Raw genomic sequence first — 24,150 nt, 5'->3', positions numbered from 1 at the left:
ATCCTTTTTAGTAATTTTAAAAACTAAAATTTAAATAACTATTCTTCTATTCCAATGGCTACACCAATTATAGAAATCAAAGGCATCACAAGAGATTTCCCTCTTGGCAATGAAACTGTTTATGTTTTAAAAGGTATTGACTTAACGATTAATAAAGGAGAGTATGTTGCTTTAATGGGCCCTTCCGGTTCCGGAAAATCAACATTAATGAACATATTGGGCTGTTTGGACACACCTACCTCCGGCGGATATATCCTGAACGGAAAAGATGTTAGTAAAATGGAAGATGATGAACTGGCAGAAATCCGGAACAAAGAAATCGGTTTCGTTTTCCAGACGTTCAACCTATTACCCAGAACAACGGCTTTGGATAACGTAGCCCTGCCAATGGTCTATGCCGGTTTTTCCAAAAGCGAAAGGGATGTAAGAGCTACAGAAGTTCTGAAACAGGTAGGTTTGGGTGACCGTATGGACCACAAGCCAAACCAGCTATCCGGAGGACAGCGTCAGCGTGTTGCCGTGGCAAGAGCGTTGGTTAACAAACCATCCATTATCCTTGCCGATGAACCAACGGGAAACCTAGACAGTAAAACATCTGTTGAGATCATGAATCTTTTCAATGACATTCATGCAAACGGTAATACTGTTATCCTGGTTACCCACGAAGAAGACATCGCCGCACACGCCCACCGCATTATCCGTTTGAGAGACGGTGTAATAGAAAGTGACAACATGCATAAACAATAACGATAACATCATGAAAGTATATACTAAAACCGGCGACAAAGGAACCACTGCCTTATTTGGCGGTACACGTGTTCCGAAACACCATATCCGGATAGACAGCTACGGCACCGTAGACGAACTGAACTCCCACATCGGACTGATCCGTGACCAGGATATCAATACACTTTATAAAAATGTATTAATTGAAATCCAGGACCGTCTTTTTACCCTGGGGGCTATTTTAGCCACACCACCGGAAAAAGAAGTTTTAAAAAACGGTCAGCAGCGTTTGAACATCAACCGGATTTCTCCGGAAGACATTGAATTCTTAGAAAAAGAAATCGACAGTATGGATACTGCCCTGCCTCCTATGACACATTTTGTTTTACCGGGCGGACACACAACCGTGTCATATTGTCATATTGCACGCTGCGTTTGCCGCCGTGCAGAACGATTAGCGACACATTTACATGAACTGGAACCTATTGATACGTTAGTTTTAACCTATCTGAACCGACTTTCTGACTATCTGTTCGTATTGGCACGAAAGTTGTCATTTGACCTGCAGGCCGATGAAGTAAAATGGATTCCACGGAAATCATAGGCATTCGTTTTGTTTCATTATGAAGATTTGTTTTGATCAGATTACTGATGAAAAACCTTTCAAAAATGGGAAACGAAAAAAACGTTCTTAACTTTTTTTAAAATAAACGAAATTTTACTTGACTATTTCAGTAGAAAATTTATTTTTGCATAAAACTATAAATCGATAATAAGATGTATTGGACATTAGAATTAGCATCCTATTTAAGCGATGCGCCGTGGCCAGCCACAAAGGATGAACTTATCGACTATGCTATCAGAACAGGAGCTCCGTTAGAAGTAGTGGAAAACCTGCAATCTATAGAAGACGAAGGAGAAATCTATGAATCAATGGAAGAGATTTGGCCCGACTATCCTACAGACGAAGATTATCTTTGGAATGAGGATGAATATTAAAAAATAAGAAGCAAAGAAAAAGTCTCTCAAAGAGGCTTTTTTTTTGCTTAAATTTGCACACCTTTATTAGAAAACTAAAAAATTATGAGTTTCGTAAACAGCATATTAAAAGCTTTTGTGGGAGACAAATCTCAAAAAGACGTAAAAGCGATTCAACCGATTATTAACAAAATCAAATCATTTGAAGGAGCATTAGCAGCTTTATCAAATGATGACTTAAGAAATAAGACGACCTATTTTAAGGATCAGCTTAAGAAAGCGAGAGCTGAAAAAGACGCTAAAATAGAAGCCTTAAAACAAGAGGTTGAAAAAACGGATGACATTGATGCAAGAGAAGACTTATATGCTTCTATAGACGCTATTGAAAAAGAAGCTTACGATCTTTCTGAAAAGACTTTATTAGAGATCCTGCCGGAAGCCTTTGCTGTTGTAAAAGAAACGGCACGTCGTTTCAAAGAAAATACCCATATTACCGTAACAGCTACATCCAGAGACCGCGAATTGTCGGCTTCAAAACCCTATATCGTTATTGAAGGAGACAACTCCGTTTGGGCAAATACCTGGAATGCTGCCGGAAAAGAAATCACCTGGGATATGATCCACTATGACGTTCAGTTAATTGGTGGTGTTGTATTGCATCAGGGTAAAATTGCCGAGATGCAAACCGGTGAAGGTAAAACGTTGGTTGCAACCTTACCAATCTATTTAAATGCTTTAACCGGAAACGGTGTTCACCTGGTAACCGTGAATGACTACCTTGCCAAACGTGACAGCTCGTGGAAAGCACCTTTATTTGAATTCCACGGTTTAACTGTAGACTGTATTGACAACCACCAGCCCAACTCGGAAGGTCGTAAAAAAGCCTACGAAGCAGACATTACCTACGGAACAAACAATGAATTTGGTTTTGACTACCTGAGAGACAACATGGCGCATTCGCCGGCTGAACTGGTACAAAGAAAACACAACTATGCTATTGTCGATGAGGTTGACTCCGTATTAGTCGATGATGCCCGTACACCGTTAATCATTTCCGGTCCGGTTCCGCAGGGAGATCGTCATGAATTTAACGAACTAAAACCAAAAGTAGAAAACTTATACAGCCTTCAAAGACAATTGGCAAACGGATTCTTAACCGAAGCAAAACGTCTGTTAAAAGAAGGAAATACAAAAGACGGTGGTTTCCAGTTATTAAGAGCGCACCGTGCTTTACCAAAAAATAAAGCTTTAATTAAATTCCTGAGTGAGGAAGGAATGAAACAAATCCTTCAGAAAACAGAGAATCAATACATGGCAGACAACAACCGTGAGATGCCAAAAGTTGACGAAGCTTTATACTTTGTAATCGAAGAGAAAAACAATCAGGTAGAATTAACCGATAACGGAATCAAATTCCTTTCTAAAGATACAGACGAAACCTTCTTTATCTTACCGGATATCGGAACGGAAATCGCTGCGATTGAAAAACAAAAACTTTCAAAAGAAGAAGAAGCCGAAGCAAAAGAAAAACTATTCCAGGATTTCGGTGTAAAAAGCGAGCGTATCCACACGTTAACACAGCTTTTAAAGGCCTATACCCTATTTGAAAAAGACACGGAATACGTTATCATGGATAACAAAATTCTGATCGTTGACGAGCAAACAGGACGTATCATGGATGGCCGTCGTTATTCTGACGGATTACACCAGGCGATTGAAGCTAAAGAAAATGTAAAAATTGAGGCGGCTACACAAACATTCGCTACGATTACTCTGCAAAACTACTTCAGAATGTACAGCAAACTATCCGGTATGACCGGTACTGCTGTAACGGAAGCAGGTGAGTTCTGGGAAATCTACAAATTAGACGTAGTTGAAATTCCTACAAACAGAGGAATTGCCCGAAAAGATAAAGAAGATCTAATCTACAGAACAGTTCGTGAAAAATTCAACGCGGTAATTGAAGACGTTGTAGAACTTTCACAGGCTGGAAGACCGGTATTGATCGGTACTACTTCGGTAGAGATCTCCGAGTTATTAAGCCGAATGCTGAAAATGCGTGGGGTTAACCACAACGTATTGAATGCGAAATTACACAAACAGGAAGCACAAATTGTTGCCGAAGCCGGTAAACCGGGAGTAGTAACAATTGCTACCAACATGGCTGGTCGTGGAACGGATATTAAATTAACCGAAGAAGTGAAAGCAGCAGGTGGTTTGGCAATTATCGGTACCGAGCGTCACGATTCCCGTCGTGTAGACCGTCAGTTAAGAGGTCGTGCAGGACGTCAGGGAGATCCGGGAAGTTCTCAGTTCTATGTTTCCCTGGAAGATAACTTAATGCGTTTGTTCGGTTCCGAAAGAGTAGCAAAAGTTATGGACAGAATGGGATTAAAAGATGGTGAAGTAATTCAGCACTCCATGATGACCAAGTCTATCGAAAGAGCTCAGAAAAAAGTGGAAGAAAACAACTTCGGTGTTCGTAAACGTTTGTTAGAATATGACGACGTTATGAATGCACAACGTGAAGTAGTTTACAAACGTAGAAAACACGCGTTACACGGAGAGCGTCTGAAAGTAGATTTAGCAAACATGATGTATGACGTTTGCGAACTAATCGTAGAACAAAACAAAGCGGCCGGAGACTATAAAAACTTCGAATTTGAACTAATCCGTTATTTCGCAATCAGTTCTCCTGTTGCAGAAAGCGACTTCGCACGATTAACAGAGCGTGAAGTAATCGGAAAAGTATATAAAGCGGCTTTACAGCATTATACTGATAAATCGGAAAGAAGTGCTAAAGAAGCATATCCGGTAATCAAAAACGTATACGAAAACAACAACGGTCAGTTTGAGCGTATTGTCGTTCCGTTTACAGACGGTATCAAATCCTTGAATGTTTACACAGATTTACAAAAAGCTTACGAAACAGAAGGAAAATCGTTAATTGGTGATTTCGAGAAAAACATCACATTAGCGATTGTGGATGAGGCCTGGAAAAAACACTTACGTAAAATGGACGAATTGAAACAATCCGTTCAGTTAGCCGTTCACGAACAAAAAGACCCGCTACTTATTTATAAGTTCGAAGCGTTCAACCTGTTCAAAAACATGTTAGACAACGTAAACAAAGAAGTAATTTCATTCCTTTTCAAAGGAGATTTACCGTCACAAAATCCAAACAACATCCAGGAAGCTGAAGAAGTACAGGTACAGGAAGAGTACACGATTTCTAAAGAAGAAGTTTTAAACTCGGAAGAAATTGCGGAGAAAAACTACCAGGCTTCACAGGCACAGCAACAACAACCGGTAACGGAAACTATTGTTCGCGATGCGCCGAAAATTAACCGTAATGACAATGTTACCATTAAACATGTCATGACCGGAAAATCAGAAACCATGAAATTCAAAAAAGCGGAAAGCCTGTTGGCTTCCGGCGAATGGGTTATTGTAAACGAATAATCTAATTTTTCGAAATAGTTAAAAAAACCCGATAATCATCGGGTTTTTTTATTTTTATAATAGGCTTAACATCTTTTTTATATTTTTTCCTTACCTTTTTACAGCATAAAATTTATTGCCTATAAAATAATCCTTTAACCCTTAAATTATTAGTATGGAGTTATACTATTCTTTTTCAATTTTACTCGTTTTAGCCTCATTTTTCGCTTATTTAAACATTCGGTTTTTAAAACTGCCTTCCACTATCGGGGTAATGATAATCGCCATGATTACCTCCATTATTTTAGTTGTTTTCGGGCATATTTTCCCCGACACCTTAACCCGGTTTTCCAAACTCATCAGTGAGGTAGATTTTACCGAAGTCCTGATGGGCGCCATGTTAAACTTCCTGTTATTTGCCGGTGCAATCCACATTAACCTCGTGGATTTAAAAGAACAGCGATGGCCCATTATGGTCTTTTCCACATTTAGTGTAATCCTGTCTACGTTACTTGTAGGCGTACTGTTATACAACATATTTCCGTTATTGTCCATCGACATGCCATTCATTTATTGTTTGCTGTTTGGTGCTTTAATCTCCCCTACCGATCCTATTGCCGTTTTGGGAATCCTTAAAAATGCCAACGTTCCAAAATCGCTGGAAACAAAAGTAGCCGGAGAATCCCTTTTTAACGACGGGGTTGCCGTTGTGGTCTTTGCCGTAATTTTGCAACTGGCACAAGGCAGGGCAATTGACCTTTCATTCGGACACATTTCCTGGCTGATTATAAAAGAAGCCCTCGGCGGTTTCCTGTTGGGAATCCTGCTGGGAATCACCGCTTCCAATGCCATGCGTAAAATTGACGATTACAAGGTTTCCGTTTTAATTACCCTATCGGTAGTTATGGGCGGTTATCTTATTGCCCATACCATGCACATTTCCGGACCATTAACAATGGTAGCAGCCGGTTTGATCATTGGAAATTACGGAAAGAAAACAGCCATGTCACCCGTTACCAAAGACTACCTGAATAAATTCTGGGAACTGATCGACGAAATCATGAATGCGATTTTATTCCTTTTCATCGGATTTGAATTGCTATTGATCCCGAACATTCTCGGGTATTGGCAAATCGGGTTGATCTGTATTTTACTGGTTTTATTTTCCCGCTTTTTATCCATCTGGATCCCTACGCTGGTCATTCCGTTTAAAGAGAAATTCAACCGCGGCACCATCAAGATTTTAGTCTGGGGTGGTTTAAGAGGCGGTGTTTCCATCGCGCTGGCACTTTCCATAGAAGAAGGTCCGCACAAGCAAATGATACTGGCAATTACCTATTTTGTAGTGGTCTTTTCCATCATCGTACAGGGACTGACGATCGGAAAACTTGCCAACAGGGTTTTACCGAAAGAATAATAAAGAAAGCGGCTGTAAATACAGCCGCTTTTTTATTTAACGTTATAGCGAGTCCGGAAATATCTTCCCCGGATTCAGGATATTATTCGGGTCAAAAACAGCTTTAATGCTCTTCATTAACAGCAGCTGTTGTTTGCTGAACGCAATGTCCATAAAATTCTTTTGCACATAACCAATACCGTGCTCCCCGGATAAAGTTCCTTTTAAGGCAACGGTGAGTTCAAAAATTTCACGGATTCCTTTCGGTACTTCCGTTTTCCAGTTTTCATCCGTCATATCCCCTTTAATGATATTCACATGCAAATTACCGTCACCGGCATGTCCGTAACAAACCGATTTGAATCCGTATTTGTTCCCGATCGTTTTGATACCTTCCAATAGTCTTGGCAGCTCATATCGCGGCACAACAGTATCTTCTTCTTTATAAACCGAATTGGATTTTACCGCTTCCGCCACACCCCTTCTCATTTTCCACAAAGCATTTTTCTGGTCGTCTGTATCGGCAAAAAGAATTTCATCAATGTCAAACTGCTCCAAAACCTGCATGATTTTTTCGGCTTCGGCAAAAAGTATATCCGGATAATTACCATCAACTTCAATCAGCAGATGCGCCTGAATATCGGCTTTAACGGCTACATTTAAACCGTCAATAAATTTCAGTGTCCAGTCAATCGCATCACGCTCCATAAACTCCAGCGCACTCGGAACGATACCGGCTCTAAAAATGGCAGAAACCGCTTCACATGCCTGCCCTGCTTTATAAAAAGGAACCAGCATCAGGACATTGTGATTGTTTTTCGGCAGCAGCTTTAAAACAATTTTGGTAACGATACCCAGCGTCCCTTCACTGCCCACCATGAGCTGTGTCAGGTTATAACCGGTAGAATTTTTTAAAGTATTCGCCCCGGTCCAGATTATCTCACCGGTTGGCAAAACCACTTCCAGATTTAGCACATAATCTTTTGTAACCCCATATTTTACCGCTCTGGCACCACCTGCATTTTCGGCTACATTACCGCCAATAAAACAGCTTCCTCTACTGCTCGGATCAACCGGGTAAAACAAGCCTTTATCCAGAACAGTATCCTGTAAAACCTGCGTAATTACAGCCGGTTCGGTGATAACCTGTAAGTTTCTTTCATCAATTTCCAGAATCCTGTTCAATCTTTCGGTTGAAATCGCAATTCCGCCGTGAATACTCAAAGCGCCTCCGCTCAGTCCCGTTCTGCCGCCAATCGGAACAACCGGGATCTTATAGTCATTGGCAATTTTTACAATCGCGGAAATTTCCCGGGCCGAAGCCGGTTTTACCACGACATGGGGCGGAAAAACAAAATCTTCGGTTTCGTCATGTCCGTAGCTATTACGGGTTTCATCATCGGTAAAAACAAAAGAAACACCTGTTATCTCTTGAAGTTTTGCTATTATTTCGGGAGTCATTGTTATCATTTTATACGGTGAAATTACCTATTTCTTCTTAATATTCGGAAGGAAATAAGCAATAAGTCCGATCAAAGGTAAAAACGCACAGATCTGGTAAACATACGTAATACTTGTTTTATCCGCCAAATACCCCAGTATAGCCGAACCTAAACCGCCCATACCGAATGCAAATCCGTAGAATAAACCGGAAACCATACCCAGTTTTTTAGGCAGTAATTCCTGTGCATATACCAGAATTGCCGGGAAAGCTGACGATAAAATCACCCCGATAACCATCGAAAGCACACCGGTCCAGAATAAATTGGCAAAAGGCAGCATCAGTGTAAAGGGCGCTACACCCAGAACCGAAAACCAGATCACGTATTTTCGTCCGAATTTATCGCCTAACGGTCCGCCCAAAAGGGTTCCGGCCGCTACCGACATCAGGAATAAGAACAAATGGAATTGCGCATCCTGAACCGAAACATGAAACTTATCCATCAGGTAAAAGGTAAAATAACTGGACATACTCGCCGTATAAAAGAACTTTGAGAAAATCAGCAATAACAGAATAATGATGGAAAAGGTAACCTGGGTCTGCGAAAGATTGTGCAATATTTCAGGCTCCGTTTTTTTCGATTTACGAAGGCTCAGGTGATCGCGGTACCAAAAAGCAATTTTACTTAAAACGAACATGGCAATAATGGCAAAGATCAGGAACCACAAGATGTACAGCTGTCTTTTAGGAACAACAAATATGGCTACCAATAACGGTCCGATTGCTGTTCCGGCATTTCCGCCAATCTGAAAAATCGACTGTGCCAGTCCGCGTTTTCCGCCCGATGCCAGATACGATACCCGTGATGATTCCGGGTGAAAAATGGACGACCCGATACCAACCAGTACAACTGCCAGCAAGATCAGGTAGAAATTCGTGGCATAGGATAAAACCACAATTCCGGCAATGGTGAACAACATGCCGTACAACTGCGAAAACGGTTTGGGGTTTTTATCGGTATAGAAGCCTACAAATGGCTGTAAAATCGAAGCAGCCATCTGATATGAGAACGTAATCAGTCCGATCTGTGTGAACGACAAATTGAAATTATCTTTTAAAATCGGATATACCGAAGGGATCACCGCCTGCAGCAAATCGTTCAGTAAATGGGCAAAGCTGATCGAAAATAGTATGGAATAAGCTGTTTTTTGTGCCAGTTCCTTGGATTCAACAGCTGTTATCGTAATATCATTCGTTTTCATATAACGCTATAATTATTTTATTTTTTTAGAGGAATCGCCACCGGAGCCAGTTTTCCTTTTTTGACTTTTGCATTCAGCTGCATGACAATCATAAAGGCTAAAATTCCGGACAAGGCCATTCCGAAAATCATCGGGAACAGGGTTTCATTGTGCAGGGCGCTCACAACTGCCGAGAGTATTGCGCCGCTAACCATTTGTATAAACCCGATTAAAGCAGAGGCGCTTCCCGCATTTTCTGTAAAAGGAGCCAATGCCATAGCAGTACTATTGGGTACCAGTAATCCCAAACAGAACAAAAATGTAAACAGATGGGCTATCAAAACGCCGGTAGTAATCAGCTCACTCTGGAACAATACGATTAAGGATACGGCAACAATGAACAACGTACAGGAAGACAATGTGATGATCTGCAGGGACGAAAACCGCTTCAACAGCAAACGGTTAAGCTGGCTGCCCAGTATAAAACCCATCGCGTTTGTACCGAAAACCCAGCCGTACTGCGCTTCCGTCAAACCGAAATATTTCATAAAAACAAAAGGCGAACCGCTGATATAAGCAAACATCCCGGCCATGGCAATACTGCCTGAAAAAGCATAGAACAGAAATGTTTTTTCGTTAAAAACCGTTTTATAATCCTGAATCACATTTTTAAAATTCAGCGGTTTATCGTTTGCTTCCTTTTGACTTTCCGGCAAATAAAAATATACTGCCAGCGTCAAAATAAAACCGAATGCCGTTAGAAAATAAAATATCGTCCTCCAGGTCGAAACGGTCAATACCCATCCGCCTATTGAAGGCGCCAGTATGGGTGCTACACCCACTATCAGCATTAAAATCGAGAAAATTTTAGCAATTTCCGCTACCGGAAACAAATCCCTTACCACGGCACGCCCCACAACCATTCCTACGCAACCACCTAAAGCCAGGATTACCCGCATTGTGATGAGCCACGAAATCGAAGGCGATAAGGCACAACCAACCGAAGCCAGCATAAAAACACTCAATCCGAAAAGCAGCGGTTTCTTTCTTCCGAATTTATCCGTTATCGGGCCGTAAAAAAGCTGTCCGATACTGATTCCGATAAAATAACTGGTTAAGGACAAGGTTACCTGTGCAATATCGGTTTGCAGTCCTTTTGCGATGGCCGGGAAAGCCGGTAAATACATGTCGATACTAAATGGGGCTAAAGCTGATAAGCCGGCAAGAATAAAGAGAATCGTGTATTTCTGTTTAAAAGTCATCTTCATTTTTAAATTTCAACGTGCAAATTTCGGCAATAGTTCGGAGATTAGCCGTACTAAATTATCTTAAAAAAATGCCAAAATATTTTTTTATTCCGATAGACATCATAAATTTGTAACATATTTTATTACAGTTATGATTAGCGGAAAATTTGCAATTACAACCCACATTTTAACTTTACTGGCGAAATTCCCCGAAGAATACCTGGCATCCGATTATATTGCCGGAAGCCTGAATATTCATCCGGTTTTGGTACGTAAAGAAATTGCAAATCTTAAAAAGAACCATTTGGTGGAAAGCCGTGAAGGAAAATACGGCGGTACCAAACTGCTCAAATCGCCCGAAGCCATCTCTATGGAAGAGATTTTCAATATCACTTTCGAAAAGGTCAACTTCGGTTTTTCTAAAAATGATCCCAACCCGCTTTGTCCGGTTGGCAAACAAATCAACACTAATCTGACGCATTTATATGACGATATTAACGATTCCATTATCAGCAAATTAAAGACAATTTCGCTGGCAGAATTCAGTGAAAAATTCTGACCGGTTTTTTTTACCCAAAACTGTAACAAATTTTATTATATATTTAATTTTATATCTATGAAAATAGCAATCATCGGAGCTACAGGATTTGTAGGCTCAAACATCTTAAAAGAAATAGCAGGCCGTAACCACGAGGTAACCGCCATTGCCCGAAATCCGAAAACTTCGGAAGCACAAAATATCAGCTGGGTAAAAGCGGATATTTTTAATGCCGCAGAACTGGCGTCTGTTTTGGCCGGAAATGATATCGTGATCAGTGCCTACAATTCCGGGTGGACCAACCCGGACCTGTATAATGATTTTATTGCCGGTTCCAGATCCATACAGGAAGCTGTAAAAAAATCAGGCGTAAACCGTTTTATCGTGATTGGCGGTGCCGGAAGCTTATTTGTAGCGCCTGGTTTACAAGCTGTTGACACACCCGATTTCCCTAAAGAATATTATGCCGGTGCCTCAGCCGCAAGAGATTACCTGAACATCTTAAAAGAGGAAAAAGAACTGGATTGGGCTTTCTTTAGTCCGGCATTCGAAATGCACCAGGGAATCACCACCGGAAGAACCGGTAAATACCGTTTGGGCTTAGACAATCCGGTTTTTGACGACAACCAGAGAAGTATTCTTTCTGTTGAAGATTTAGCCGTTGTTATTGCCGATGAGGCAGAAACACCGAAACACCATCAGGTACGCTTTACAGCAGCTTATTAATTCCTTCTTTTTTTATACTAAAAGTGCACATTGTCAATTTGAGTTTGAACAGTGTGCACTTTTTCTTTAATTTTACCATTCAAATTTATTCCAGTGGCTCAAAAGAAAATGCATCCTTCCGCTTTACACGAAAAAGACGGCATCGAACAACCTGAAATTATCAGTCCGGCTTCCGTTTCCCAGATTCAGCAATTTCGCCGTAAGCAGCCGTCTGCCCAGCAATTGATAGACGGTATCCTGAAAGGAGACAAAATCGCCCTGAGCCGCGCCATTACCCTTGTAGAAAGTACCAGCCCAGCCCATCTGGAAAAGGCAAATGAGGTCATCAAAGCCTGTTTGCCGCATGCCAATCAATCGGTTCGCGTAGGGATTACCGGAGTTCCCGGTGTTGGAAAAAGTACTTTTATTGAAGCTTTTGGTAAATACCTGACCAGTTTAGGAAAAAAAGTAGCGGTTCTTGCTGTCGATCCGAGCAGTTCGCTGTCGCACGGCAGTATTTTAGGCGATAAAACGCGGATGGAAGAACTGGTAAAGGATGAAAATGCCTATATCCGTCCTTCTGCTTCCGGAGAAAGCCTGGGTGGTGTCGCCCGTAAAACAAGGGAAACGATCATTCTTTGTGAAGCCTGCGGATTTGATACCATCCTGATAGAAACCGTTGGTGTGGGCCAGAGCGAAACAGCCGTACACAGTATGGTGGATTTCTTCTTACTGCTCAATTTAGCCGGAGCCGGCGATGAACTGCAGGGAATCAAACGCGGTATTATGGAAATGGCTGATGCGATTGTGATCAATAAAGCCGATGGCGACAACATCAAACGTGCCCGTCTCGCTAAAACGGAATACAATCGTGCCTTACACCTTTTCCCGATGAAAAATTCCGGCTGGTCGCCTAAAGTAACTACTTGCAGCGCACTGACAAATGAAGGCATTGCCGATGTATGGGATACCATAACGGATTATTTCCAGCTAACGCAGGACAATGACTATTTCAGTAAAAAACGCAGGGAACAAAATCAGTACTGGTTACTGGAAACCATCAACGAACAGCTGAAACGCAACTTTTACAATCATCCGGATATCCAGATATTACTGGACGAAAACAAAAAAGCGGTGCAAAACAATGAAATATCACCGTTTGCAGCCGCTCAGTTATTATTGGAAAAGTATTTTAAATAACCGGTTCGTTATTCTTCATAACGTTCCATCTCTCTGTCGTAAAATTCTCCGGCAAGAGTGATTAATTTCTCCATTTCCGCTTCCAGTTCATCTTCCTCTTCTTCATCCAGTTCTTCCAGGAACTCGATTTCATCATCTTTAAGGTTGATCAAAAAACGGGGATATTCCAGGTGAATGATAAAAATATCATCCGGAAAATCAGTGTTATCGGCCAATACAAATTTTGGTAATTCCATGTTCAATACGTATTTATGTCTTTTTAATTAACTATTTCTGCCTGTCTTGCTTTATCTTCCAAAAGCAGTTTGTTCGTCAGGCGGCTAAAACGAAGATACAAAAATATTGCGGCTATCGTTAAACCTGCCAACAATCCGATCCAGATACCCACACCGCCCAGTTTGGTGTACAATCCCAGATAAATAGAGATCGGGAAACCAATAACCCAATAGGCTACAAAAGTGATGTACATTGGTATTTTAACATCCTGTATGCCTCGCAAAGCTCCCAGAACCACTACCTGTACACCATCGGAAATCTGGAAAACCGCAGCCACCAATAACAAATGGGAAGCAATCAGGATAACCTCAGCCGTGTCTTTCAGGTGCAGGGCATTTTCCACGTTTACAAACAAACCCGGTAAAACTTTATGCAGTGCAATAAACAACAAGGCAAATACCGTTTCAATCACCACGGCCAGCAGGAATATGGAACGGGCAACGATCTGCAGTTTTTTATAATCCTGCATACCTTTCTGATTGCCGACTCTCACCATTCCGGCAACACTCAGTCCGGATGCAAACATAAAGGTCAGGGAAGCCATACTCAACGCAATCTGGTTTGCAGCCTGGCTGGTTGTCCCCAATCGGCCGGAAAGCCATATTGCACCGGTAAACAAGGCTACTTCAAAAAACATCTGCATGGAAGAAGGCAAGCCCAATCCTACAATCTTATTGATCATGGTTTTTCTGATCTCTCCAAAGCTGAAGTTTTCAAAATATGGTTTGAATTTTTCTTTTGCTTTCAAGGCATAATGCATGTAAATGAGCATCACAAACCGGGAGGAAACAGTACCTACCGCTGCGCCTACAATTCCCATTTTGGGGAAAATCCAGATCCCGTAAATCAGGAAATAATTGATAATCAAGTGTACCACATTACACAAAATGGTGGCCCACATGGCATATTTGGTTTCCGATTTTCCATCGGCAAATTGTTTGTATCCCTGGAAGATGATTAACGGGATCAATGAAAAAGCGACAATATCTAAAAACGGTTTCGCCATTTCAACAACCTCGGCAGGCTGTCCCATATAACTGATGATCGGTTTGGAAAAATAGATCAGGGCAAACAGCGAAATTCCCAGAATAGTACACAGGAACAAACCGTGATGGAATACACTTCTCCCCTTTTCAATACTCTTTTCACCATCGGCTTCTGCAATTAACGGTGTAATGGCTGTAGAAAAACCGATTCCCAGAGACATGGCGATAAAAACAAAACTATTTCCTAAAGAAACGGCAGCCAATTCGGTTGGTCCTAATTTACCAACCATAATGTTATCCACGATTCCTACAAGTGTGTGCCCAAGCATTCCTAGAATAATAGGATAGGCTAATTTTAAATTATATCTGAACTCTTTTGTGTATACCGACAATCTCATTTTCTCCACATTTCCGGCAAAGGTAAGAACTTGCTTCTCCATAAAATAAACAAAAAACTTAATTTTTTAGCCTTTCCAAAAAACATTACAAAAACCTAACAACCAAACAGATAACACTATTTATGATGTATTTTTATATTAATTTAACATAAAATTATCTTTTGAGGCAAAACAAAATGGCGCAATTATTGTTTGAATAGCAAATGTTAAACATTAAACGTATTCATTATGAAAAATGTAAAAAAGCTTTTAGGACTGACTGCGATAGCTGCAGCACTATTCTTTTCCACAGATTCCCAGGCACAGACTCAGGGGTATGAAAAAGGATGGCGACTTGGGTTTGGGTTAAACGGAGGTATTCCAATTAACAGCGCGTATGATTTCAGTTTGGGGGCTGATGCAAGGCTGCAATACGATTTGACGCAAAAAACTTCATTGGCAGCAACTACGGGGTACACCCATTTGTTCAATAAAGAAAAAGATGCGGGCTTTATTCCTGCAAAATTAGGATTCAAATCCTTTTTAGGGGACCAGATTTATGTTTTGGGTGAAGTGGGTGCCGGAATCGGGGTGAACGATGGCATGGGTACTTCCTTTTTATGGGCTCCCGGTGTTGGTATCGCCACCAAAAACATCGATATCAGCTTACGATACGAAGATTATAACCATTTCAATACAGGACAGCTTTCGCTTCGACTGGCCTATGGTTTTAAATTATAATAGGAAAAAGGTGATGTTTTTTTAACTGATTTTTAAAAAATGTTAAAAAAATATCACTACCTTTAAAGTGTATTTCTTGAAAAATAGTCATAAACTTTAAATCAATTCCCATGAAAAAAGTAATCCTTGCCGTTGCATGTATAGCATTGACAATGACATCCTGTAAAAAGGAAAACAAAGCGGAAAGTACTGGCGCAGAGACAGAAATGAAAGGAACGACAGTACCGGAAAAAAGCAGTGAGAATTTATTGGACTGGAGCGGAACCTATATAGGCGTTACTCCTTGTGCCGATTGTGAAGGTATTGAAACATCCATTACAGTAAATGAAGACAAAACTTTTGCGATGTCCACAAAATACCTGGGTAAGGGCAATGATATTTTTCAGATAACAGGTACTTTTTCATGGAGCAGTGATGGCAGCACCATCAAGTTAGACAATATCAAAAACGGTCCGAGCCAGTTCCTTGTCAGTGCCAATCAACTGATCATGCTGGATATGAACGGTAACAAAATTACGGGAGCATTAGCTAAAAAATATGTTCTCAACAAACAAATGTAACAGATATGAAAAAAATAGTAGTAGCCTTAGTAACCTTCGCTTTTATCACTGTAGGATGTAATTCTTATAAAAAAGCCGATACAGCCGTTGCCTTAGAAGGCACGAAATGGAAACTGACCGAATTAATGGGTAAACCCGTAACCACAACAAAAAACGGTAAAGACATTTACCTGCAACTGAACAAAGAGGATCATCGTGTTTCCGGATTCAGCGGATGCAATGGCTTTGGCGGAACCTATGAATTGAAAGAAGGAAGCCGTATCTCGCTTTCCCATTTAATGGGTACGCTTATGGCTTGTGAAGACATGACAACAGAAAGTGAATTTTTAAAAGCCTTACAAACGGTAGACAACTACAATCATAACGGCAAAACCCTGCAGCTCAACCGTGCCCGAATGGCACCGCTGGCGAAGTTTGAAGCCGTAAAATAAATAAAAAAAACGCCTTANNTAAGGCGTTTTTTTTATTTATTCTTTTCCCAGCTGTTCAATATAAACGGCTATATTCTTTTTAATTTCAGGATCCAGCTCCGGTTCTTTGATATCGGTATATTTCTCCATTTCATCCAATATTGTTTTGGCAACAATATAACGGCAGGTTTCTTTATTATCTGCTGGAACGACATACCAGGGCGCATGCTTTTTGGAAGTATTATTGATAACTTCTTCATAATATTCCTGATATTGCTCCCACAAAGCCCTTTCTTTTAAATCTCCGGGGGAAAATTTCCAATTGTGGTCTTCAATATTCAGGCGTCTTAACAATCGCAGGCGCTGCTCCTCCTTACTCAGATGCAGGTAGAATTTCAGGACAATAATCCCGTTCCGGGTAATATGCTTTTCAAAATTATTGATCTGCTCATAGCGGTCTTCCCAAAAATCTTCCGGGATGTCTTCCACCCTTTCAATACCCGGTAAATTTTCATTGAGTATGTATTCAGGATGCACTCTTGTAACCAGTACATTTTCATAATGCGTTCTGTTAAAAACCGAAAATTTGCCTTTTTCCGGAAGCGCTAAATAATGGCGCCATAAATAGTCATGTTCCAGTTCTGTGGAATTTGGCGTTTTAAAACTATGCACCACTACACCGCGGGAATTAAATTCTTTAAAAACCTCACGGATCAGGCTGTCTTTCCCCGAAGTATCCATTCCCTGCAGACAGATCAGCACACCATAACGGTTATGGGCATACATTTTATCCTGGAGCCTGCTTAGCTTTTCCCTTGTTTTTTCCAATGCTTTCGACTTCTTTTTCTCTGAAGTATCAACATTGTACACCGTGGGTATATCGGATAATTTTATTTTTTTATCCACTCTAAAATCATCACATTTAATATTCTTCATAGCACTGGACTTTTACATTTCTATAAAAATAAGAATATTTTTAATCCGACTGCTGTAATTTCAGGCGACTTTTTTCCTTATTCTGGAAATATTGCAGTACTTTGAACACAGCAAATTCAACAGCAAAATCATGAATAGATTCACATTGGAATTACTCTTTCAAATTATCGGAGTAGGTTCGGCATCCGGTTTGTTTTTTAAGGACAATACGTTAAACATCATCAGCGACAACAGTTCTTATTTATATGAATACCAACTGAAATCTTCCGAACTGAAACGCCATCCGTTAGCGGATAATCCGGCTGAGAACATTGCTAAAAAAATCAAACCAGATTTTGAAGCAATAACGTCCTATGCGGACACGCTTTATCTTTTTGGTTCCGGTTCGACACAAAACCGAAACAAAATGGTAAAAGTTAATGCTAAAACAAAGGAAGTCATTTCCGAAACCGATCTTTCCGATCTGTACCTGGCCATGCAAAGTTTTGCCGCCATCAGTCCGGAAAATTTCAATATTGAAGGAGTTGCCTATACTGGGGAAAGCTGGTACTTTTTTAACCGTGGCAACGGAAGTTCCGGGAAAAATATCGTTTTTACCATCCAGGGCAAAAACCTTATCGATGATTTCAGCATTATTTTCAGCGAATTGAAATTACCTAAAATTAAAGGTGTCCGTACCGGGTTTACCGATGCTGTACACGTGAATGATAAGCTATACTTTTTGGCAGCTGCCGAAAACACGACCTCAACCTATAATGACGGTGCCGTTTTGGGAAGCGTTATCGGCTGTATTGATATTGAAAAGATGAAAGTTGATTTTACCCGAAAAATCACCGACACGCATAAGTTTGAAGGTTTAACCGTTTACCGCCAGTCGGCTGATGATATTACCTTCCTGCTGTGTGAAGACAATGACACCGACAAACTACAGGCAGACATTTACCAATTAAGCCTGAAAAAATAAATTCCGGCACACCCGCAAAATCAAAAAAAGGCATGGAGGATAACTTCATGCCTTTTTTAATCCGCTGTTACAGTCAGCATCTTTATAACAATACCATTCAAATTGCGATCAAATCTGTGATTATTAACCAAAAAATCACAACCCAGGAATCGTTTTTAGAAAAATATATCTTACATTTATAGGAACGTATTTCTTATAAAAAAATGTTAATAACAAGAAAAATAAGGAATTAGCCGGTAAAAGTCGCTACTTTTGTAGTTGTTTAAACAACTATTGTCATGGAAACTATTTTTACAACTGAAAATTTATACAATATATTATCCGGAAGAATACAGTCGGCTTTTAACCGGGCTTTGCTGAATAATTTCAAGGCTAACAATATTGGCTTAACAAAAGAGAAATGGTCCATACTGGCAGTACTCTGGAAAAATGACGGTTGTTCCCAGCAGGTACTTGCCGATGAAACCTATAGGGATAAACCAAGCATTACCCGTTTAGTAGACAATCTTGAAAAAGAAGGATTGGTGACCCGCAAACCGGACGCCAAAGACCGTCGCCTGAACCTGATTTTCCTGACCTACAAAGGGAAATCTATTGAAAATACGGTTATGAAAGTAGTCGATGCTACCGTGAATGAAGCGGTAAAGGGCATCGATCCGGATGAACTCCGCATTGTCCGGGAGACTTTCTTAAAAATATACGATAACCTCGAAATAAAGAAATAAGATGAAAAAAAACATACTCCTTTCCTTCGTTTCGCTATTCCTGTTTTTCCAGGCTCATGCCCAGATTGAAGTGTCTACTTCACTGGAGGATGCCATTACCAAAGCCATTGAAAAAAGCAGTTCGCTAAAAAATAAAAATCTTGAAGTTGAAAAGCTGAACCTTCAGAAAAAAAGTGTCTGGAACAAATACATTCCCACCGTTGAAGCCACAGCACTTTATATGTACTTTGACAACCGGCTGATGGTTGATTTTCCAACCGTAAACGTACCCATTGTCAATTATCCGTTGCTGGAAGGCAAAACTTCCTTTGACAATTATGGCAATATTTTCCACGGCGGTATCATGGCAAAAACAGTTTTGTTCAGCGGTTTTCAAATTCCGAACGGCGCCAAAGCCATCGAACAGAAAGCCATCGGGACTGCCTACCTGACGGAGTCTGAAAAAGACGGCATCATCAAAGACGTAATCAATACTTTTGACCAGCTGGCACTTTTAAACGAAGTGGAACGGCTAATCAACGACAGCGAGAAAAGACTCAATGCCGAAACACTGCGCGTTAGCAGAGCAATCGAACAGGGACTTGCCATTCCGTATGACCGGGATAAAATCAAGCTGGCCACACTGGAACTGAGTTCGAAAAAGATAGAACTGGAAGGAAAACGAAAAGTTGTCTATAAAAAGATCAATTACCTTACCGGTTATTCCGATAGTGAGATCAAAAACGTTCAGTACAATCTGGTTCCCTATCTCATCCAGGATGAAAACCTGAGTACCGAAAACAAACAGGAAATCAAAGCGTTGCAATCGTTCAAATCGGCTTATGAGTATGCGCTGAAAAAAGAAAAAGGAACCTATTTACCCACTTTGGGTGCTTTTGGCGGGATGACCTATTCCAGTTTATTTGATGCCAATGCGACCACGCCGCCGCTTCCGTTGCTGAACCAGCCGCTGAATCTGGGTTTAAATGAGCTGACCATCAGCCAGAACTGGATTATCGGTGCTGCCTTAAAATGGGAATTATTCAGCGGGTTTGAACGAAAACACAAAGTACACGAAGCCAAGATCAATATTGAACAGGTACAGAACCAGATAGACGATACCAAAGAAAAACTGCAACTGCTTCTGGAAAACAATTTCGTCAATTATACGGTACTGAATCAAAAAACAGCAATCGCCAGCCAGCAGGAAAAGGTAGCCGGCAACAATCTGAATCTGGCTGTCAAACAGTATAAAGAAGGCTTAATCAATATTTCGGAGCGTCTGGAAGCCGAGAACGATTTGTACAAAGCTTCTTTAAACAAAGTAAACACTTTAATCGAGCAGCGTTTAGCCGCCATCGAAACCATAATAGCAACCGGGGAACTAACCAAACAGTTATCCAAATAAAATCAGGAACCTATGAGACAATTAATCACTTTACTGACACTAACCTCCTTGATCATTGGATGTGGTCAATCAAAAAATGATGGAAAAATCCAGGGCAAAGTCGAAAAAGAACAAATTGCCGTGGTGAGCAAGATTCCTGGAAAAATACTAAAGGTCTTCGTTAAAGAAGGCGATCTGGTCAAAAAAGGCGATACGCTGGCATTGTTGGATATTCCGGAAGTAGACGCTAAAAAAAATCAGGCAGAAGGTGCTGTGGTTTCTGCCAAAGCACAATATAAAATGGCGGTAAAAGGCGCTACCGACAACCAGATCAAACAGCTGGAAGCCAAACAAAAAGCCTTAAAGGAACAATATGATTTTGCACAAAAATCCATCCGCCGGTTGAGTAATATGCTCAAAGACTCATTGGTGTCGCAGCAAACCTATGACGAGGCTTTTGCCAAATATCAGGGTGCCCAATCGCAGTATATCGCCGTTCAGGCTGAACTTGACGATGCCCGAAGAGGGGCCCGAATTGAACAGCAAACAATGGCTTTAGGCCAACAGGACCGCGCACTTGGCGCGTTGCAGGAAGTGGAAACAGCCGACAAGGAACGCTATATCATCGCCCCGCAGGATATGAGCATTGAAACCATTACGCTCAATGTAGGCGAATTAGCCTTACCGGGTTATACCCTGTTTAACGGCTATCTGGACAATACTACTTATTTCCGTTTTACCTTACCGGAAAGCCAGCTGGATAAAGTTAAAAAAGGTCAGGAGCTGTCCGTATATGTCCCGTATAAAAAGAAAGAAATGAAAGGCAGGGTTTCCACCATAAAACAATTGGGAGCCTACGGTAATATCGCTACCGCTTATCCGGATTATGAAATGCAGGAAAGCCTGTTTGAAATCAGGATTACGCCTGTAGACATTAACGCGTCAAAAGAGCTGATTACCAAAACCACAGTAACCTTATCCTTATAATTATGGAAAACTTTTGGTCCCTTTTTAAAAGAGAGTTCCGGTTCTTCTGGCAAAATAAGGTCCTTCGGTTATTGTTTATCGGAGCACCGCTTTTATACGGTATCTTATTGGGTTATGTTTACGGTAAAGGTAAGGTAACCGACCTGCCGATTGTAGTGGTAGATGAAGACCGCAGCGAGATGAGTGCGAAAGCCATTCAGATGTTTGAAGACAATGAGGTCCTGAATGTTGCCGCAACGCTGTATGATCAGAACAATTTATCAAAAGTCACCATCGACAAAGAAGCTGCCTGTGTGGTCATGATCCCGAAAGGATTTGAAAAGAAGGTACTCACTAAAAAGTACCCGGAAATCATTACGATCGTCAACACTTCAAATGTGCTGACGGCCAATTATGCTTCTTCGGCTTTACAGGTCTGCCTGGGTACTTTAAAAGCCGGCGTGCAGATTGAAACCCTTCGCAAGCAAGGTACTCCCGAAAACCTCGTCATGACGCAATACGAACCGTTCAGAACGACTTTTATCAAAAAGTACAACCGCAGCACGAATTATATGTATTTCCTCTGGCCGGGCGTACTGGCAACCGTTTTACAGCAGGTTTTACTGTTAGGGCTTGCGCTATCGTTTGCCTCCGAGTATGAAAACGGAACATTCCGGGAGCTGGTTCAGAAATGTCCGTCCCTGTTAAAGCTGATGGCTGTTAAAATCATTCCGTATCTGCTTATGAGTTTCGGATTATGGATCCTGTACTGGCTGTTTACATTATGGTTCCGGATTCCGTTTTTTGACAACCTGTTACCGCTTACTTTTGTGGCCGGCATCTTTGTGATTTCCGTCTGCTTTATCGGCGTACTGGTTAGCATACTGGTTCCGAACCAGCTTAAAGCAACCGAAATTTTAATGGTAATTGCCACACCCAGTTTTATTTTGAGTGGTTTTACATGGCCGTTAAGCCAGATGCCGTTTTGGGTGCAATGTGTTGCCGATGTGATTCCGCTAACACATTTCCTGAAGGCTTTCCGGATACTGATTATCGAAAACGGGGAGTTATCCCAAACGGTTAGTGCGCTGCGCAACATGATTATCATCGGGCTCGTTTGCGGGATTGCATCCTATATTGCCTTATACTACAAACGAAAAAGCATTTTGAAAAACGAATAAAAAAAGGGCGGTTATTAGATTAACCGCCCTTTTTATTATATTCCCTGAATAGCTTATTTTTCAATCTCTCTCAGGTTTTCCATTTTCTTTAATTCCAGGAATCCTTTAATATCTTCAAAGTGTTCTTTAACTCTTTTGTTTCCGAATTCGAATACTTTTGTCGCCAGTCCGTCCAGGAAGTCACGGTCGTGCGATACCAGGATCAGCGTTCCGTCAAAATCTTTTAGCGCATCTTTGATGATATCCTTGGTTTTCATATCCAGGTGGTTCGTAGGCTCATCCAGAATCAGGACATTAACCGGCTCCAGCAACAGTTTGATCATTGCCAGACGGGTTTTTTCTCCTCCGGACAATACTTTTACTTTTTTAGTGGTGTTGTCACCACTAAACATAAACGCTCCTAACAAATCCTTGATCTTGGTACGGATGTCACCCACGGCAATATGATCGATTGTTTCAAAAACAGTTACATTCTCGTCCAATAATGACGCCTGGTTCTGGGCGAAGTATCCGATCTTAACATTGTGTCCCACTTCCAGTTTTCCTTCAAAGTTAATTTCGTTCATGATCGCTTTGATCATGGTCGATTTTCCTTCTCCGTTTTTCCCTACAAAGGCTACTTTCTCCCCTCTTTCAATAACCATATTGGCATCGTTAAAAACCACATGGTTGTCATAGGCTTTGGACAATCCTTCCACAACTACCGGATATTGCCCGGAACGCGGTGAGGGCGGGAATTTTAAACGCAGTGCCGAAGTATCCACTTCGTCTACCTCTACAATTTCCAGTTTTTCCAGCATCTTCACACGGGATTGTACCTGTAAGGTTTTGGAATAGGTTCCTTTAAAACGGTCAATAAATTCCTGTGTTTCCGCGATCATTTTTTGCTGCTCATCGTATGCTTTTTGCTGGTGCACGCGACGGTCTTTACGCAATTCCAGATAATCGGAATATTTGGCTTTATAATCATAGATACGTCCCATTGTTACTTCAATAGTACGATTGGTAATGTTATCAACAAAAGCACGGTCGTGGGAAATTACCATTACCGCTTTGGCAGAATTGATCAGGAAGTCTTCCAGCCACTGGATACTTTCAATATCCATGTGGTTCGTTGGCTCATCCAGTAAAATCAAATCGGGTTTCTGCAATAAGATTTTTGCCAGCTCGATTCTCATTCTCCATCCACCGCTGAACTCCGAAGTAGGTCTTGTAAAATCTTCTCTTACAAATCCCAAACCTTTCAGTACTTTTTCTATTTCCGCTTCATAGTTTACTTCTTCAATCGAATAGAATTTCTCACTTAACTCGGAAACTCTTTCAATTAATTTCATGTACTCGTCACTTTCATAATCCGTACGAACGGTTAACTGTTCGTTGATGGCATCTATTTCATTTTTCATTTCGAAAATGGTGGCAAATGCTTTGGAGGTTTCTTCAAAAACGGTCGCATCATCTTTCGTTAATAAATGCTGTGGCAAATAGGCTATTACGGCTTCTTTGGGTGCAGAAATATTTCCTGTTGAAGGTTTGTTCACACCTGCAATAATTTTAAGTAAAGTAGATTTTCCAGCTCCGTTTTTACCCATTAAAGCTATCTTATCATTTTCATTGATGGCGAAAGTCACATCACTGAATAATGTGGTTCCTCCAAATTGTACCGAAATATCGTTAACTGTAATCATTGTATGGTTTTATGAATGTGTTATGCTTTTATTTTTAAAGGCGCAAAGATAGTTTTTTATTGAA

General features: G+C 40.9%; 23 protein-coding genes. 16 read left to right on the top strand and 7 right to left on the bottom strand.

From position 1 onward, the window contains the following. The first annotated feature begins 54 nt into the window (after positions 1-54). From B3394_RS12895 to B3394_RS12875, 5 genes are all read left to right on the top strand, one after another. Positions 55-747, top strand: coding sequence for an ABC transporter ATP-binding protein (locus B3394_RS12895; protein ID WP_273246807.1), 693 nt, complete (start codon positions 55-57; stop codon positions 745-747). Positions 748-757: 10 nt separating this feature from the next. After that, positions 758-1,330 carry a cob(I)yrinic acid a,c-diamide adenosyltransferase gene (locus B3394_RS12890; RefSeq protein ID WP_273246806.1) on the top strand — a complete coding sequence of 191 codons (573 nt, stop codon included), beginning with the start codon at positions 758-760 and terminating at the stop codon, positions 1,328-1,330. A gap of 173 nt (positions 1,331-1,503) precedes the next feature. Beyond that, entirely contained in the window at positions 1,504-1,725 is a 222-nt protein-coding gene (locus tag B3394_RS12885) for a DUF2795 domain-containing protein (protein WP_002986941.1), read from the top strand. Between the two features lie 84 nt (positions 1,726-1,809). After that, a complete protein-coding gene (gene secA, locus B3394_RS12880) occupies positions 1,810-5,166 on the top strand; it encodes a preprotein translocase subunit SecA (protein ID WP_273246805.1) in 3,357 nt (1,118 codons plus the stop codon). Positions 5,167-5,320: 154 nt separating this feature from the next. Then, positions 5,321-6,562: a cation:proton antiporter gene (locus B3394_RS12875; RefSeq protein ID WP_177733000.1), complete on the top strand. Its 1,242-nt coding sequence runs from the start codon at positions 5,321-5,323 to the stop codon at positions 6,560-6,562. A 42-nt stretch (positions 6,563-6,604) separates the two neighbouring features. Here the strand turns inward: B3394_RS12875 and B3394_RS12870 are convergent, their stop codons facing one another. The 3 genes from B3394_RS12870 to B3394_RS12860 are packed head-to-tail and all read right to left on the bottom strand — an operon-like array spanning position 6,605 to position 10,491. Beyond that, a complete protein-coding gene (locus tag B3394_RS12870) occupies positions 6,605-8,002 on the bottom strand; it encodes an FAD-binding oxidoreductase (protein WP_286925012.1) in 1,398 nt (465 codons plus the stop codon). Positions 8,003-8,029: 27 nt separating this feature from the next. After that, positions 8,030-9,244, bottom strand: a complete 1,215-nt coding sequence (locus tag B3394_RS12865) for an MFS transporter (protein WP_177732995.1) — start codon at positions 9,242-9,244, stop codon at positions 8,030-8,032. A gap of 17 nt (positions 9,245-9,261) precedes the next feature. Then, complete coding sequence (locus B3394_RS12860) at positions 9,262-10,491, bottom strand: multidrug effflux MFS transporter (RefSeq protein ID WP_273246802.1); 1,230 nt, start codon at positions 10,489-10,491, stop codon at positions 9,262-9,264. A gap of 130 nt (positions 10,492-10,621) precedes the next feature. On the opposite strand from B3394_RS12860, the gene B3394_RS12855 reads away from it, so the two are divergent. The 3 genes from B3394_RS12855 (at position 10,622) to meaB (ending at position 12,913) form a co-directional block, all read left to right on the top strand. Beyond that, positions 10,622-11,029: an RrF2 family transcriptional regulator gene (locus tag B3394_RS12855; RefSeq protein ID WP_177732993.1), complete on the top strand. Its 408-nt coding sequence runs from the start codon at positions 10,622-10,624 to the stop codon at positions 11,027-11,029. Positions 11,030-11,086: 57 nt separating this feature from the next. After that, positions 11,087-11,734, top strand: coding sequence for an NAD(P)-dependent oxidoreductase (locus B3394_RS12850; RefSeq protein WP_273246801.1), 648 nt, complete (start codon positions 11,087-11,089; stop codon positions 11,732-11,734). A gap of 108 nt (positions 11,735-11,842) precedes the next feature. Further along, positions 11,843-12,913 (top strand): methylmalonyl Co-A mutase-associated GTPase MeaB, encoded by a 1,071-nt coding sequence (gene meaB / locus B3394_RS12845; protein WP_286925584.1) that lies wholly within the window; start codon positions 11,843-11,845, stop codon positions 12,911-12,913. 8 nt (positions 12,914-12,921) lie between these two features. Here meaB and B3394_RS12840 read toward each other — a convergent pair whose 3' ends face one another. Both B3394_RS12840 and B3394_RS12835 read right to left on the bottom strand, forming a co-directional pair. Next, positions 12,922-13,149 carry a hypothetical protein gene (locus tag B3394_RS12840; RefSeq protein ID WP_177732989.1) on the bottom strand — a complete coding sequence of 76 codons (228 nt, stop codon included), beginning with the start codon at positions 13,147-13,149 and terminating at the stop codon, positions 12,922-12,924. Between the two features lie 23 nt (positions 13,150-13,172). Then, positions 13,173-14,573 (bottom strand): MATE family efflux transporter, encoded by a 1,401-nt coding sequence (locus B3394_RS12835; RefSeq protein ID WP_177736248.1) that lies wholly within the window; start codon positions 14,571-14,573, stop codon positions 13,173-13,175. Between the two features lie 228 nt (positions 14,574-14,801). Here B3394_RS12835 and B3394_RS12830 point away from each other — a divergent pair, with 228 nt between their 5' ends. From B3394_RS12830 to B3394_RS12820, 3 genes are all read left to right on the top strand, one after another. Beyond that, complete coding sequence (locus B3394_RS12830) at positions 14,802-15,293, top strand: hypothetical protein (protein WP_177732988.1); 492 nt, start codon at positions 14,802-14,804, stop codon at positions 15,291-15,293. 110 nt (positions 15,294-15,403) lie between these two features. Further along, on the top strand, positions 15,404-15,853 hold the full coding sequence (locus B3394_RS12825; RefSeq protein ID WP_177732986.1) for a copper resistance protein NlpE: 450 nt from the start codon (positions 15,404-15,406) through the stop codon (positions 15,851-15,853). A gap of 5 nt (positions 15,854-15,858) precedes the next feature. Continuing rightward, the gene (locus B3394_RS12820; RefSeq protein WP_177732984.1) at positions 15,859-16,284 is read left to right on the top strand and encodes an META domain-containing protein; all 426 of its coding nucleotides are present in this window, start codon (positions 15,859-15,861) and stop codon (positions 16,282-16,284) included. 36 nt (positions 16,285-16,320) lie between these two features. On the opposite strand, the gene B3394_RS12815 is transcribed toward B3394_RS12820, so the two are convergent. Next, complete coding sequence (locus B3394_RS12815) at positions 16,321-17,199, bottom strand: PPK2 family polyphosphate kinase (RefSeq protein WP_177732982.1); 879 nt, start codon at positions 17,197-17,199, stop codon at positions 16,321-16,323. Positions 17,200-17,329: 130 nt separating this feature from the next. Here B3394_RS12815 and B3394_RS12810 point away from each other — a divergent pair, with 130 nt between their 5' ends. From B3394_RS12810 to B3394_RS12790, 5 genes are all read left to right on the top strand, one after another. After that, on the top strand, positions 17,330-18,163 hold the full coding sequence (locus B3394_RS12810; RefSeq protein WP_177732979.1) for a DUF6929 family protein: 834 nt from the start codon (positions 17,330-17,332) through the stop codon (positions 18,161-18,163). 278 nt (positions 18,164-18,441) lie between these two features. After that, the gene (locus B3394_RS12805) at positions 18,442-18,888 is read left to right on the top strand and encodes a MarR family winged helix-turn-helix transcriptional regulator (protein ID WP_286924989.1); all 447 of its coding nucleotides are present in this window, start codon (positions 18,442-18,444) and stop codon (positions 18,886-18,888) included. A gap of 1 nt (position 18,889) precedes the next feature. Next, entirely contained in the window at positions 18,890-20,275 is a 1,386-nt protein-coding gene (locus B3394_RS12800; RefSeq protein ID WP_286924985.1) for a TolC family protein, read from the top strand. 12 nt (positions 20,276-20,287) lie between these two features. Continuing rightward, entirely contained in the window at positions 20,288-21,241 is a 954-nt protein-coding gene (locus B3394_RS12795; RefSeq protein ID WP_177732973.1) for an HlyD family secretion protein, read from the top strand. Between the two features lie 2 nt (positions 21,242-21,243). Next, on the top strand, positions 21,244-22,401 hold the full coding sequence (locus B3394_RS12790) for an ABC transporter permease (protein ID WP_286924984.1): 1,158 nt from the start codon (positions 21,244-21,246) through the stop codon (positions 22,399-22,401). 53 nt (positions 22,402-22,454) lie between these two features. Here B3394_RS12790 and B3394_RS12785 read toward each other — a convergent pair whose 3' ends face one another. Next, positions 22,455-24,086 carry an ABC-F family ATP-binding cassette domain-containing protein gene (locus B3394_RS12785; protein ID WP_286924981.1) on the bottom strand — a complete coding sequence of 544 codons (1,632 nt, stop codon included), beginning with the start codon at positions 24,084-24,086 and terminating at the stop codon, positions 22,455-22,457. Between the last annotated feature and the right edge of the window lie 64 nt (positions 24,087-24,150).

This window comes from Flavobacterium sp. UBA4197, from assembly GCF_002379575.1.
GTDB lineage: Bacteria > Bacteroidota > Bacteroidia > Flavobacteriales > Flavobacteriaceae > Flavobacterium > Flavobacterium inviolabile.
Note: the sequence above shows the minus strand (reverse complement) of the source record. Positions and strands in the feature narration are given on the sequence as shown.